16 protein-coding genes and 1 tRNA gene are annotated in these 12,421 nt (G+C 58.2%); 16 read left to right on the top strand and 1 reads right to left on the bottom strand.

What is annotated here, in order from left to right; genetic code table 11:
• Positions 1-11 precede the first annotated feature (11 nt).
• From rplF to rplQ, 13 genes are all read left to right on the top strand, one after another.
• The gene (rplF, locus tag BCS36_RS13255) at positions 12-551 is read left to right on the top strand and encodes a 50S ribosomal protein L6 (RefSeq protein WP_291303340.1); all 540 of its coding nucleotides are present in this window, start codon (positions 12-14) and stop codon (positions 549-551) included.
• 10 nt (positions 552-561) lie between these two features.
• On the top strand, positions 562-921 hold the full coding sequence (gene rplR, locus BCS36_RS13250) for a 50S ribosomal protein L18 (protein WP_291303339.1): 360 nt from the start codon (positions 562-564) through the stop codon (positions 919-921).
• A 1-nt stretch (position 922) separates the two neighbouring features.
• Positions 923-1,435 (top strand): 30S ribosomal protein S5, encoded by a 513-nt coding sequence (gene rpsE, locus BCS36_RS13245; RefSeq protein WP_183717169.1) that lies wholly within the window; start codon positions 923-925, stop codon positions 1,433-1,435.
• A 2-nt stretch (positions 1,436-1,437) separates the two neighbouring features.
• On the top strand, positions 1,438-1,614 hold the full coding sequence (gene rpmD, locus BCS36_RS13240) for a 50S ribosomal protein L30 (protein ID WP_183717171.1): 177 nt from the start codon (positions 1,438-1,440) through the stop codon (positions 1,612-1,614).
• Between the two features lie 19 nt (positions 1,615-1,633).
• On the top strand, positions 1,634-2,095 hold the full coding sequence (gene rplO / locus BCS36_RS13235) for a 50S ribosomal protein L15 (protein WP_291303338.1): 462 nt from the start codon (positions 1,634-1,636) through the stop codon (positions 2,093-2,095).
• A 228-nt stretch (positions 2,096-2,323) separates the two neighbouring features.
• Complete coding sequence (gene secY, locus BCS36_RS13230; RefSeq protein ID WP_291303337.1) at positions 2,324-3,637, top strand: preprotein translocase subunit SecY; 1,314 nt, start codon at positions 2,324-2,326, stop codon at positions 3,635-3,637.
• A 20-nt stretch (positions 3,638-3,657) separates the two neighbouring features.
• The gene (gene map / locus BCS36_RS13225) at positions 3,658-4,452 is read left to right on the top strand and encodes a type I methionyl aminopeptidase (protein ID WP_179979717.1); all 795 of its coding nucleotides are present in this window, start codon (positions 3,658-3,660) and stop codon (positions 4,450-4,452) included.
• A 139-nt stretch (positions 4,453-4,591) separates the two neighbouring features.
• Positions 4,592-4,705: a 50S ribosomal protein L36 gene (rpmJ, locus tag BCS36_RS13220; RefSeq protein ID WP_005027799.1), complete on the top strand. Its 114-nt coding sequence runs from the start codon at positions 4,592-4,594 to the stop codon at positions 4,703-4,705.
• 14 nt (positions 4,706-4,719) lie between these two features.
• Positions 4,720-5,088 carry a 30S ribosomal protein S13 gene (gene rpsM / locus BCS36_RS13215; RefSeq protein WP_291303336.1) on the top strand — a complete coding sequence of 123 codons (369 nt, stop codon included), beginning with the start codon at positions 4,720-4,722 and terminating at the stop codon, positions 5,086-5,088.
• A gap of 124 nt (positions 5,089-5,212) precedes the next feature.
• Positions 5,213-5,602, top strand: coding sequence for a 30S ribosomal protein S11 (gene rpsK / locus BCS36_RS13210; RefSeq protein WP_179979715.1), 390 nt, complete (start codon positions 5,213-5,215; stop codon positions 5,600-5,602).
• 45 nt (positions 5,603-5,647) lie between these two features.
• Complete coding sequence (rpsD, locus tag BCS36_RS13205; RefSeq protein ID WP_183717189.1) at positions 5,648-6,274, top strand: 30S ribosomal protein S4; 627 nt, start codon at positions 5,648-5,650, stop codon at positions 6,272-6,274.
• A gap of 12 nt (positions 6,275-6,286) precedes the next feature.
• Positions 6,287-7,330 carry a DNA-directed RNA polymerase subunit alpha gene (locus BCS36_RS13200; protein WP_291303335.1) on the top strand — a complete coding sequence of 348 codons (1,044 nt, stop codon included), beginning with the start codon at positions 6,287-6,289 and terminating at the stop codon, positions 7,328-7,330.
• On the top strand, positions 7,320-7,796 hold the full coding sequence (rplQ, locus tag BCS36_RS13195; protein WP_291303334.1) for a 50S ribosomal protein L17: 477 nt from the start codon (positions 7,320-7,322) through the stop codon (positions 7,794-7,796). Before BCS36_RS13200 ends, rplQ begins: the two co-directional genes overlap by 11 nt.
• A 522-nt stretch (positions 7,797-8,318) precedes the next feature.
• On the opposite strand, the gene BCS36_RS13190 is transcribed toward rplQ, so the two are convergent.
• A complete protein-coding gene (locus tag BCS36_RS13190) occupies positions 8,319-9,032 on the bottom strand; it encodes an SDR family oxidoreductase (protein WP_291303333.1) in 714 nt (237 codons plus the stop codon).
• Between the two features lie 276 nt (positions 9,033-9,308).
• Between BCS36_RS13190 and selD the strand changes: the two genes are divergently transcribed.
• From selD to tig, 3 genes are all read left to right on the top strand, one after another.
• Entirely contained in the window at positions 9,309-10,367 is a 1,059-nt protein-coding gene (selD, locus tag BCS36_RS13185; protein WP_291303332.1) for a selenide, water dikinase SelD, read from the top strand.
• Positions 10,368-10,862: 495 nt separating this feature from the next.
• Positions 10,863-10,946 (top strand) — tRNA-Leu (locus BCS36_RS13180).
• A gap of 28 nt (positions 10,947-10,974) precedes the next feature.
• On the top strand, positions 10,975-12,345 hold the full coding sequence (tig, locus tag BCS36_RS13175) for a trigger factor (protein WP_291303331.1): 1,371 nt from the start codon (positions 10,975-10,977) through the stop codon (positions 12,343-12,345).
• The last annotated feature ends 76 nt before the right edge of the window (positions 12,346-12,421 follow it).

Here is a 12,421-nt window from a genome sequence, read left to right as displayed (position 1 = left end):
GCGGTGCGAGCATGTCCAGAATAGGTAAACTGCCCATTCCCGTTCCCAATGGCGTTGAAGTCAAGATCGGAGCGGATGTTGTGGAAGTGAAAGGCCCCAAGGGCTCGCTGAGCACCCCTCTCTGCTCCCTGCTCAAGTACGAACAGGCCGATGGCCACGTGACCTTGAGCCGCATTGAAGATGACCGCGTTACCCGCGCCCAGCACGGCTTGCGCCGTACCCTGCTTTCCAACTGCATCGACGGCGTCACCAAGGGCTTTTCCAAGGCTCTGGAAGTCATCGGCGTTGGTTACCGCGTGGCGGTGAAAGGCAATATCATCGAGCTTCAGGTGGGCTACTCCCATCCGGTGCTGGTGGAACTGCCCGAAGGCCTCAAGGCTGCTGTGGAAGGCCAGGTGCTGACCATCAGCGGCATTGACAAGGAACTGGTGGGCGAAATGGCCGCCAGGATCCGCCGCATCCGCAAGCCTGAACCCTACAAGGGCAAGGGCATCAAGTACACTACCGAGACGATCCGCCGTAAGGTCGGCAAGTCCGGCGGCAAGAAGTAGGGGGCGCGTCATGAATTACAGCAAGAATGAATCGCGGCAGCGCCGCAAGGTCCGCATTCGCAAAAAGATCAGCGGTACCTCCGAACGTCCGCGTCTGGTTATTTACAGGTCCAACCTGCATGTCTATGCCCAGATCGTCAACGATCTGGACGGCGCCACCCTGGTGGCCACCTCCACGCTTTCGCTTGCCAAGAGCGAAGCCGGGCTGCACTGCAACAAGAGCGGCGCAGAAAAGGTGGGCATGGAGATTGCCCGCATGGCCAAGGAGAAGAATATCAGCAAGGTGGTATTCGATCGCAACGGGTATCTTTATCACGGTCGCGTCAAAGCCGTAGCCGATGGCGCCCGCGAAGGCGGCCTGGAGTTCTAATATGCGTCAGGAAAATACCGAAACTCAGCAGAACGAGTTGGGCGAAATCGAAAAGATCGTTTCCCTCAACCGCGTGGCCAAAGTTGTTAAGGGTGGCCGTCGGTTCAGCTTCAGCGCCCTTGTGGTGGTAGGCGACGGCAAGGGCGGCGTGGGCTTCGGCCTCGGCAAAGCCCAGGAAGTGCCCGAAGCCCTGCGCAAGGCTACCGAACGCGCTCGCAAGAACCGTGTACAGGTTGCCCTTGTGGACGGCACGCTGCCCTATGAAATTCTGGGCCGCTTCGGCGCCGGACGTGTCATGCTCAAGCCCGCCTCCGAAGGTACCGGCATCATCGCCGGTGGCGCTGTGCGCGCCATTATGGAAGCTGCCGGCGTGCGCGACGTGCTTGCCAAGGCCATTGGCACCAACAACCCGCATAACGTGCTTCGCGCCACCATGCAGGGTCTTGTCGCCCTGCGCAGCGCCGACGATGTTTCGGCCCTGCGCGGCAAGAAGCTCGAAGCTCCGAGGAAGTAGTCATGGCAGAAATCAAGGTTAAACTCGTGCGTTCGCGCATCGGCTCCACGCCCGCGCAGCGCAAGCTGCTGGACTCCCTTGGCCTCAAGCGCCGCGAGATGGTCAAGACGTTCAAGGACACCCCGGCCATCCGGGGCATCATCGCCAAAGTTCCGCATATGGTGACCGTTATCGAATAACGGTCGGAGGACATATACCATGCAACTGCACAATCTCTTTCCTTTTCCGGAAGAGCGCAAGACCCGCCGTCGCGTGGGCCGTGGCTCTGGTTCCGGTCTGGGTTGCACGGCGGGCAAAGGCCATAAAGGCCAGAATGCCCGTGCCGGTGGCGGTGTGGCCCCTGGCTTCGAAGGCGGCCAGATGCCCCTGCAGCGCCGTCTGCCCAAGCACGGCTTCAAGAATGCTCCGTTCAAGGTTACCTACAACGTGATCAATCTTGACCGCCTGCTGGAAGCCTTTGAAGGCAAAAACGACATCACGCTTGACGACATCTACGCCCGCGGCCTGGCCCGCTTGGGCGCTCCCGTGAAGATTCTTTCACGCGGTGAAGTCAAGGGCGCGTTCAAGGTCGAAGCTCACAAGTTCAGCCAGGGCGCTGCGGAAAAAATCCGCAACGCTGGCGGCGAAGTGAGCGAGCTTGAAGCGGCTCCCGCGGAATAACTGTTGACGTCAAACCGGCCGGTTTCATGACCGGCCGGTTTGTTCCGCTGTCGGCGAAAGCCACGCGGAAAGGCGAAAACCGTGTGCCTGGCAGAGCGCCAGCACCTGCGGTTTTCAGGGTCGTGACCCTGTCAATGCCTGGCATCTGCCTCATTGCTTCCCTTATGGGGAAGGCAGTGGGGCTATGCACATACTGCGCTACTGGCGCACAAACGCAAAGAGTCTTACATGGCAGTAGGAACGGCAAATACTATGGCGGGGCAGCCGTCGCTTGTTAAGCGGCTTGGCTGGACCTTCCTGATTTTGTGCTGCTACCGTATCGGTGTGCATGTGCCCATTCCGGGTGTGGACGCCGCCGCTCTGGCATCTTTTTTCAAAAGCATGCAGGGGACGCTGTTCAGCCTTTTTGACATGTTCTCCGGCGGCGGACTGTCCAACGTTTCCGTCTTTGCCCTGGGCGTCATGCCGTATATCTCGGGCAGCATCATCATGCAGCTGCTCCAGGTCATCAGTCCTGACGTGAAGCGCATGGCCAAGGAAGAAGGGCAGGCCGGGAGGCGCAAGCTTACCCAGTACACCCGCTACCTTACCGTGCTCATCGCGCTGGTGCAGGGCCTTGGAATCGCCGTTGGCCTTGAGAACATGACCAGCCCGGCGGGAACCTCCGTGGTGCTCAACCCCGGCTGGCAGTTCCGCATGGTCACCATGGCCACCTTTACCGCTGGTTCGGTACTGGTCATGTGGCTTGGCGAACAGATCACCGAACGCGGCATCGGCAACGGCATCTCGCTCATCATTTTCTGCGGTATCGTGGTCGGCATTCCGCGCGGCATCATTCAGTCCCTGGCGCTGATCCAGGCTGGCGACATGAGCATCTTCATGGCTGCCGTCATTCTGGTTTTCATGGCTGCGGTGCTTGTGGCCATCGTCTTTGTGGAAAGGGCGCAACGGCGCATACCCATCAGCTACGCCAAGCGTCAGGTGGGCCGTAAGATGTACGGTGGGCAGAATTCCCATCTGCCCTTGCGCCTTAACACCGCTGGCGTCATTCCCCCCATCTTCGCCTCTTCGCTCTTGCTGTTCCCGGCCACCATCGGCCAGTTTTCCAGCAACGAATACGTGAAGCATGCGGCGGAACTGTTTTCACCCCACGGGGTAGCCTACAACGTGCTGTACGTGAGCCTCATGTTCTTCTTCTGCTACTTCTACACGGCCATTATTTTTGATCCCAAGGATATGGCCGAGAATCTCAAGAAGAACGGCGGGTTCATCCCCGGCATACGCCCTGGCGACAAGACGCAGGAGTATGTGGACACGGTGCTTACCCGGCTGACCCTTTCAGGGGCCACCTATATTTCATTGGTCTGCCTTTTGCCCATGCTGCTCATCAGCAACTTTAACGTACCGTTCTTTTTTGGCGGCACGAGCCTGCTGATTCTCGTGGGTGTGGCTATGGACTTTATGAATCAGGTGGAGTCGCATATGATCTCCAGCCAGTACCAGGGTCTTATGGCCAAGGCGCGTAAAAGCGGCCGGCTGTAAAACAACGGGTGATTGGTAGTATGAAAAAGTATCAGGGCGCGTACATCAAGAACGAGCGTGAAATAGGCTGCCTGCGCGAAGCCAACCGCATGGTCGCCAACGTTCTTGATGCAGTGGGCGACATGGTGGCCCCCGGCCTTCCAACCATGCGTCTTGAAGAGTTGGCGCGCGATATGTGTGCTGATTACAAGGTCAAACCGGCCTTTTTGGGCTACTGCGGCTATCCTTTTGCACTGTGCTGCTCGGTCAACGAACAGGTGGTGCACGGTTTTCCCTCCACGCGGCTGCTTGAGGAAGGGGACATCGTCAGTGTGGATATGGGCGTAGTCTTTGAAGGCTTTGTGGGCGACGCCGCACGCACCTTCCCTGTGGGAAAGGTGAGCGACGAAGCCCGCAGGCTCATGCGAATCACTGAGGAAAGCCTCTATGTTGGCATTGAGCAGGCACGGGCAGGCAATGATGTGTACAGCATCGGCGCGGCCGTGCAGGATTATGTTGAAGCCGCCGGTTTCGGCGTGGTTCGGCGTTTTGTGGGACACGGCGTTGGCGCCAAGATGCATGAAAAGCCCGAAGTGCCCAACTTCAGGCCCGGCATGCGCGGCCTGACCCTGCAAAACGGTATGGTCATAGCCATAGAACCTATGGTGACCATGGGCACGTATGAGGTCGACATCCTTGACGACCAGTGGACTGCGGTGACACGCGACGGCCAGTGGGCCGCACACTTTGAACACAGTGTGGCCATAACGCCGTCCGGACCGCAAATCCTCAGCATCTCGGACCGAGGACTCAACCGGCACACCATTGAAGGTTGACAGAACAGATAAAGCCGGATAAAGACTTTCGTTCGCGCCCTATTTTTTTTGAGGGCGTCGGTCGAGCCGTCTGTGCGGCTAATGGCCGGTTGCCGGAGACTTTATCTGTCAAAGCAAAGGCTCTTATCGGAGAAATGGAATGAAAGTAAGACCTTCCGTCAAGAAAATATGCCCCAAGTGTAAGGTTATCCGGCGCAAGGGAGTGCTTCGAGTTATCTGCGAAAACCCCCGGCACAAGCAGCGTCAGGGCTAGGCAGGAGACATATTGTGGCGAGAATAGCAGGTGTTGATTTGCCCCGCGGCAAAAGGGTGGACGTTGCGCTCACCTATATCTATGGCATTGGCCGCACCACGGCCATGAAAATTCTGGACACCACCGGAGTCAACTGGGAGCGTAATATCGACGATCTCTCCGCTGACGAAGTGAACGAGATTCGTAAGGAACTCGAACAGCACTACAAGGTGGAAGGCGATCTTCGCCGTGAAGTGTCCGGTAATATTAAACGTCTTATGGACATTGGCTGCTATCGCGGCCTTCGTCACCGTCGCGGGCTGCCCGTGCACGGCCAGCGCACACATACCAATGCGCGTACCCGCAAGGGTCCCCGTCGCGGCGCTGTGGGCAAGAAAAAGTAGGCGTGCGGGCTGCGCTTGTCGCAGTTTGTAAAGCGGACGCAGCATTCGTGCTGCCGTGAGGACGAACGGATTTTCCGCCGCGCGCGGAGCATAAATCTGACAAGCTCCATCCAGAGGGATTGATATGGCCAGACCCAAAAAAGCGGTCAAGAAAAAGGAAAAGAAAAACGTGCCGGTGGGCATAGCCCACATCCAGGCGTCGTTTAATAATACCATTATTACTTTTACGGATACGCGCGGCAACGCCGTTTCCTGGGCTTCTTCGGGCCAAAGCGGCTTCAAGGGCTCACGCAAGTCCACGCCTTTCGCGGCCCAGGTGGCTGCCGAAACGGCCGCCCGCAAGGCGCAGGACAACGGCATGCGTACTGTCGGCATCTATGTTAAGGGCCCCGGCTCCGGCCGTGAAGCTGCCATGCGCGCCATCTCGGCCGCCGGCATGAAGGTTGCCTTTATTCGTGATGTCACGCCCATTCCGCACAATGGCTGCCGGCCGCCCAAGCGCCGCCGCGTCTAGACCGGCCCTGCCCCGGCAGAGCCAGTAACGTAAGAGGATTAATACATGGCCAAATATACTGAAGCCAAGTGCCGCATGTGTCGCCGCGAGGGCTGCAAGCTCTTTTTGAAGGGCGACCGCTGCTTCACTGACAAATGCGCCTACGACCGCCGCCCCTACGCTCCCGGCCAGCATGGCCGCGCCCGCAAGAAGGTGAGCGAATACGCAGTGCAGCTGCGTGAAAAGCAGAAGACGCGCCGCATTTACGGTATCCTGGAACGTCAGTTCCACGGATACTTTGTGAAAGCCGATATGCAGAAGGGTGTTACAGGCACCAACCTGCTCGTCATTCTTGAACGCCGTCTGGATAACGTGGTTTTCCGTCTCGGGTTCGCCAACTCGCGCAACCAGGCTCGCCAGCTTGTGCGTCACGGCGTATTTACCCTCAACGGCCGCAAGGTGGACATCCCCTCCTTGCAGGTTCGTGTGGGCGACAGCATCGAAGTGCCCGAAAAGAACCGCAAAATTCCCGTGCTTGCAGAAGCGCAGGAAGTTATTGCCCGCCGCGGCTGCCCCGCCTGGCTTGAAGCCGATGGCGCTGCCTTCAAGGGCACTGTCAAGGCCATGCCGCAGCGTGACGACATCCAGTTCCCCGTCAACGAGCAGCTTATCGTCGAACTTTACTCGAAATAACCGGGGGTTCGCATGCTTATTAAACAGGGCGAACGCCTTATCAATGCGCGCAACTGGTCCGAGCTTGTCAAGCCTGACCAGATTATGCGCGAAGAAGAGACCGCCAGCGGCACACACGGCAAGTTTGTCTGTGAACCTCTGGAAAGGGGCTACGGAACCACCATCGGCAATGCCATGCGTCGCGTTCTTCTGGCCTCCCTTCAGGGCTCTGCCTTTGTGTCGGTGAAAATCATCGGCGTGCAGCACGAATTCACCAGCATCCACGGTGTGCTGGAAGACATCACTGATGTCATCCTCAACATCAAGCAGGTGCGTTTGCGCATGGACACGGAAGAGCCCCAGCGCCTGACCCTTCGCGTTGAACGCAAGGGGCCGGTCACGGCTGCCGATATTGTGCCCAACCAGCACGTAGAAGTACTCAACCCTGATTTGCACATCGCGACCCTCACCGAGGACGTGGTGCTGGAGATGGAGTTGGAGGCCCGCATGGGCAAGGGCTATGTGCCCGCCGACATGCATGAGGGTCTGGCCGATGAAATCGGCCTCATCAAGCTGGATTCCAGCTTTTCTCCTGTACGCAAAGTCGCGTACACGGTGGAACAGGCCCGCGTGGGCCAGATGACCAACTATGACCGTCTCCTGCTGGAAGTGTGGACTGACGGCTCGCTGACGCCCGAAGACGCCATTGCCTACAGCGCCAAGATCATCAAGGATCAGATATCCGTTTTCATCAACTTTGATGAACGTGTATCCGGCGACATGCGCAATGGTGGGAGCGAAAGCGGCGAAGTGAATGAACTTCTGTTCAAAAGCATCGACGATCTTGAGCTTTCGGTACGCGCCACCAACTGCCTGCGCAGCGCGAATATTGCGCTTGTGGGTGAACTGGTGCAGCGCACTGAGGCTGAAATGCTCAAGACCAAGAACTTCGGCCGCAAATCGCTGGACGAAATCAAGAGTGTGCTGTTGAGCATGGGATTCGACTTCGGCATCAAGGTCGACTCTTTCGAAAAGAAATATCAGGAATGGAAAAGGAAGCAGCAAAATGAGGCATAGCAATTCCGGCAGGAAACTTTCGCGTACTCCTGCGCACCGTAAGGCGTTGTTGCACAATCTCGCCAAGGCGCTGCTGATCCACGGCAAAATCTGCACCACGGAAATCAAGGCCAAGGAACTTCGCCGCGTTGTGGAGCCCCTGATTACCCTTGCCAAGCGCAATGACCTGCACGCCCGCCGTCAGGCCTACCGTGTGCTCAATGATCATGCCCTGGTCAAGCGTCTGTTTGAAGAAATCGGCCCCGTCTTTGCTGGCGTGCCCGGCGGATACACCCGTATTCTCAAGCTGGCCATGCCCCGCAAGGGCGACAACGCCCCCATGGCGTTTATCGAACTGACCCACAGCACCGAAGCTGTCGCGTCTGAAGCCCCCAAGGCTGCAGAAGAAGCGCCGGCCAAGCCCAAGCGCACGCGCAAGCCCAAGGCTGAAGAAGCCGCATCTGCCAAGGAAGAAGCCGCCAACTAGGCGAAGCTTTTTCAACGACGCAGGATATATTGAAAAGGGGCGCTCAGCGCCCCTTTTCATTTATGGTTTTAGCCAAAGTCCTTGCACTGGCTTCCTTAAAGGCAGTTTCTCCGTATCCCAGAGCATGTCGGCTTTGCGATGACGCTATGCCAGGAAAAAAGCTGCCTTTGTTCCCCCTGCTTCAGATCACAACACTCTTTGTACGCAACTAAAATGCACTAAGAGTATTTGGGGTGGAAAAGTGGGGAGGGCCTTTTTGGCAAAGCGACACTCTCCACAAAGTATTTCCAAATGACACCGGCCCCCATCCTGGAAGACAGACGGCAGCCGTGGGGCACACACAGCTTCTGGCGCTGCCCGGATATGGTAGGAACTGTTGCGGATTCGCCCTGCAAAGGCAGGGCAGCCGCTGTGGTTGGATGCGGATCAGCGGTTTTTCGCTAGGTCACGCAGTGGTATGCGGCATATAACTGACGGGGTGTTTGCGCAGCGGGAGCCTGCCCTTGGAGATTGAGCAGCGCTTCAGTACTTGGCCATTTCCCGCGCGACTTCCTTGGGATTTGCGAGCAGTCCTTCATGGATTTTTTTGGCGAAACTGTCGGGATAAATTTCCTCAAGGCCCGCAGCTACGCCCGTAAGGATTTCCTCGGCCACAGATTCCGGGCTGGCCTTGGCCATGGCCAGTCCATCGGTCATGCGCGTGTCGACAGGCCCGGGATACACGCCGACAACAACGGTTTTCTGACTGGACAGCGCGCCGCGCATGCCCTGTGTCAGCGAGTGCAGGGCAGCCTTGGACGCACAGTACGTTCCTATGGACGGCATGTTCACAAGGCCGATGACAGAAATGACGTTTACGATGCACCCGCCGCCGTTATTGCTGAGGATGGGGGCAAAGGTGGTGCACATGGCATGCGTGCCGAAGTAATTGACCTCCATTTCCCTTCTGGCGATTTGCTGACTGCCCAGCAGGCGGCCGCCTCCGGTTCCGGCATTGTTCACGAGCAGGGTAACATCCCTGGCAGCCATTGCGGCTTTTTCGATACTGGCGGTATTGCAGATATCAAGCTTGAGCCTGCTGATCCGGTCATCAACGGGCAGTATGTCGAGAGAGGCGATATCGCGGGCGCAGGCGTATATTTTTCGCGCTCCAGCGGCGAGAAAGGCATTGACGAGCGCTCTGCCTATGCCGCCGTTGGCGCCTGTCACCAGGATAATCTGATCTTTTATGTTCATGCTGTTCTCCTTGTCGAATAGTGCCATATCGGTTCAATTTTGCGCCGATCAGCGGTAAGGTCGGAGCATCACGCCTGTTTGCGAAAGCTTTACGAGGCGCGAAACACCTGACAGTCTTGATTACAGGGTCGGCTGTACTGCCAGAAATGTCAAATGCGCTTGCGGTCTGCACCTGTCTGTCTTTGGATTGTGTCGGCCCGGTTTTACCCTTTGACCCGTAACAGCGCATAGTGTAACAAGTTATGCTGTTGGTATACCCTATCATGAGGAGACGCCATGAAGCTTCTGGAAAAAGCCCGCGCCGCAGGCTGAGCAGCCAAACTTGCTCCAGGGGCCCTGGAGCGATTGTTGCGCGGCCTGCCTTCTGGCGCCAGGCCCGACCTTGAAGCCCGCGTGCTTGCTGGCCGTGCCCGTAATGAAGACGCTGTGGTGCTGACCGTGCCGCCGGGTCGCGCACTGGTGCAGACCGTGGACATTCTTGCGCCCATTGTTAACGACGCTTTCAGCTTTGGCCGCATTGCGGCAGCCAATGCCCTTTCTGACGTGTACGCCATGGGAGGCGAGCCCTGGAGCGCCATGAACGTGGCGTTCTTCCCCCAGGCTCTGGCTGAAGACGACCCTCAGGGCATTCTTGCCGCCATCCTGCGTGGAGGACTCGACGCTATGAATGAGGCCGGGGCAGTGCTTGCTGGCGGCCACACCGTGCAGGACGACGAACTCAAGTACGGACTCGCCGTCACCGGCATCATTGACCCAACGCACATGGCCCGTAATGACGGCCTTGCCCCCGGCCAGAAGCTTCTGCTGACAAAGCCCCTGGGTACGGGCGTGTTGGCCACGGCGGTCAAGGCGCGCTGGGATGGAGCAGAAGAGAGTGAAGCCGAAGTCGCCCGCTGGTGTTCCCGCCTGAACAGCGTGGGTGGCGAGGTGATCCGCATGCTCAAGATCGTGGCCGCAACGGATATCACTGGCTTCGGGCTTGGGGGGCATGCGCTTGAGATGGCGCAGGCCTCCGGCGTCTGCGTGGTGCTTGACGCTGAAGCATTGCCGCTTTTGCCGCGCGCGCTGGAGTATGCGCGTGATGGACTTATACCGGCGGGCAGCCATTTGAATCGCAAGCACTGCTCCTGCGCGACGCTGGTGGAAGAGGGCGTGGATGAGGCCGTGGAAAGCCTCGCCTTTGACGCCCAGACGTCCGGCGGGCTGCTGCTGGCCGTGCCGCCCCATCAGGTTGAGCAGGCGCGGCAATTGCTGCTGGCAGGCGGAGATTTGGCTTGCCTGGTGGGCGAGGTCGTCGAGGCCCGACCCGACGGCAAGGCTCTGGTGCTGCGCTAGACGTACTGGCATTTTGAAATTTTTTGCTGGTGAGAAGGTGTGAAATGCTTTGTGGGGGAGGGACCCTTTTGCAAAAGGGTCCCACCCCCACGCCCCCACCCCCTAAAACCTTTATTGTATTTTAGTTGGGCGCAATACTTCTTCTGGTTTGAAGCGCGGGCGGAGCAGGAACGGCGTATTTCAGGCAGCACACCCTGCGAAAGATGTTGGGTCGAGAGGCCGCCACGGTTCATGTGGGCAGTTCCGCCCCATGGCCCGGTTTGGCCCGGCCACCGCTGGCTTTGAAAAAAGTGAGCGCGGCCGTGGAGCGCGCTTCAGGAGCGTGGCCTGTCGCTTTTTTTTGTTTTGCCTGTTGCCATTGTTTCGGAAGACATTAGTATAGAAGAGTTACGTTTTTGGCACCGATTCCACACGCGCCGCCACGCGTCTCGCACTTCCGGCGGAGCCGGTCACAGCTTGCGGGCCGGGAGCAAGTGTGCTATGGAAACACGCTTTGCGAGAGTGGCGGAATTGGTAGACGCACTGGACTTAGAATCCAGCACCATAGGTATGGGGGTTCAAGTCCCCCCTCTCGCACCATCACGTCCACCCATAAAAGGAGCCCCTCGTGGAATATAGCGCTGAAGATATCTCGCCGGTAAGAAAAAAGGTCGTCATCACCACGGAACCCCAGGAAGTCGAAGCCGCCATTATGGGGGCGGTCGCCCTGTACAAAACCTCCGTGCAGGTCGACGGTTTCCGTAAGGGTAAAGTCCCGGCCTCGGTTATTGAACAGCGCTTCCGCGACAAGATTTATGAAGAGGCCCGTCAGGACCTCATCAATGTGCACATCAACGATGTGATGCAGAAGCTCGACGTCTCGCCGCTTTCCGGTCTTGATGTGGACACGCCCGATACCTTCGAGCGCGGCAAGGGCTTTTCGTACACCATCGAATTTGAAGTTCTGCCCGCCTTTGATCTGCCCCCCTACGAAGGTATGGATGTGGAGCAGGAAAAAGTGGTGCTGGACGAAAAAGAAGTGCAGGACGTGCTTGACCGCATCCTGCGCGACCGCGCCACGCTTGTGCCGGTTGACGGCTCGGGCCCCGCTGTGGACGGCCAGGTAGCCACCGTTGACTTTGCCGCCTTTGACAACGGCGAGCCCATTGAGGGCGTCAAGGCTGAAAGCTTTGATCTGGCCCTTGGCGAACGTCAGGCCCTGGAAGACTTTGAAGCCCTGGTCAAGACCGTGAAGTACGGCGAAGAAGGCGAGGGCGAAATCCGTTTTCCCGATGACTTCCTCGCCAAGGATCTGGCGGGCAAGACCGTGACCATGAAGGTCAAGGTGCACGCCATCAAGGAACGCAAGCTGCCCGAACTCAACGACGAGCTTGCCAAGACCCTTGGCCTTGAAAGCGTGGACAAGCTGAAAGAAACCATTGCCAACAGCTATATCCAGAGCCGTACCAATCTGAACAAGAGCATGGCGCAGAAAAACCTGCTGGACGGCCTGCTCAAGATGGTGCAATTTGAATTGCCCCCCAGTCTTGTGGAAACCCAGATGAACACCCTGCTGGGCGACATGGCCGCCAGGCTGGAACGTCAGGGCCGCAGCCTGGAAAGCCTCGGCAAGAGCATGGAAGAGCTGCGCAAAGAAACCCAGCCCCAGGCCGATGAACTGGCCCGCTCTCAGGTTCTGCTGCTTTCCATCGCCAAGAAGGAAGGGCTGGATGTTACCGATCACGAAGTCACCACACAGATTTACCAGCTTGCCATGCGCACTGGCGAAGATTTCAAGACCCTGCGCGAGCAGTACGAACGCTCGGGCATGATCTTCGTGCTGCGTGACCGCATGCTGGCCGACAAGGCCATGGATCTTGTATACGCCAAGGCCAATGTCAAAGAAGTGGAGCCCAAAGCCCCCGAAGCCGGGGCAGCGGGCGACGCCGCGCCAGGCGCATCCGCCAGCGCTCAGCCCGGCGAAAAGGAAGACAAATAAGAATAAGGGAAGGCGGCCCTAAGGCCGCCTTTTGCTTTTTTTGCGGCCCGGGTGCTCCCGGGCTGCCATATCCGGC

Source organism: Desulfovibrio sp. MES5 (genome assembly GCF_002237645.1).
In the GTDB taxonomy this organism is placed as follows: domain Bacteria; phylum Desulfobacterota; class Desulfovibrionia; order Desulfovibrionales; family Desulfovibrionaceae; genus Desulfovibrio.
This window is presented reverse-complemented; position numbering and strand designations above follow the sequence as displayed.

Coding starts and splice junctions, on each gene's coding strand:
- rplF (WP_291303340.1), top strand. CDS start 12: ATGTCCAGAATAGGTAAACTGCCCATTCCCGTTCCCAATGGCGTTGAA.
- rplR (WP_291303339.1), top strand. CDS start 562: ATGAATTACAGCAAGAATGAATCGCGGCAGCGCCGCAAGGTCCGCATT.
- rpsE (WP_183717169.1), top strand. CDS start 923: ATGCGTCAGGAAAATACCGAAACTCAGCAGAACGAGTTGGGCGAAATC.
- rpmD (WP_183717171.1), top strand. CDS start 1,438: ATGGCAGAAATCAAGGTTAAACTCGTGCGTTCGCGCATCGGCTCCACG.
- rplO (WP_291303338.1), top strand. CDS start 1,634: ATGCAACTGCACAATCTCTTTCCTTTTCCGGAAGAGCGCAAGACCCGC.
- secY (WP_291303337.1), top strand. CDS start 2,324: ATGGCAGTAGGAACGGCAAATACTATGGCGGGGCAGCCGTCGCTTGTT.
- map (WP_179979717.1), top strand. CDS start 3,658: ATGAAAAAGTATCAGGGCGCGTACATCAAGAACGAGCGTGAAATAGGC.
- rpmJ (WP_005027799.1), top strand. CDS start 4,592: ATGAAAGTAAGACCTTCCGTCAAGAAAATATGCCCCAAGTGTAAGGTT.
- rpsK (WP_179979715.1), top strand. CDS start 5,213: ATGGCCAGACCCAAAAAAGCGGTCAAGAAAAAGGAAAAGAAAAACGTG.
- rpsD (WP_183717189.1), top strand. CDS start 5,648: ATGGCCAAATATACTGAAGCCAAGTGCCGCATGTGTCGCCGCGAGGGC.
- BCS36_RS13200 (WP_291303335.1), top strand. CDS start 6,287: ATGCTTATTAAACAGGGCGAACGCCTTATCAATGCGCGCAACTGGTCC.
- rplQ (WP_291303334.1), top strand. CDS start 7,320: ATGAGGCATAGCAATTCCGGCAGGAAACTTTCGCGTACTCCTGCGCAC.
- BCS36_RS13190 (WP_291303333.1), bottom strand. CDS start 9,032: ATGAACATAAAAGATCAGATTATCCTGGTGACAGGCGCCAACGGCGGC.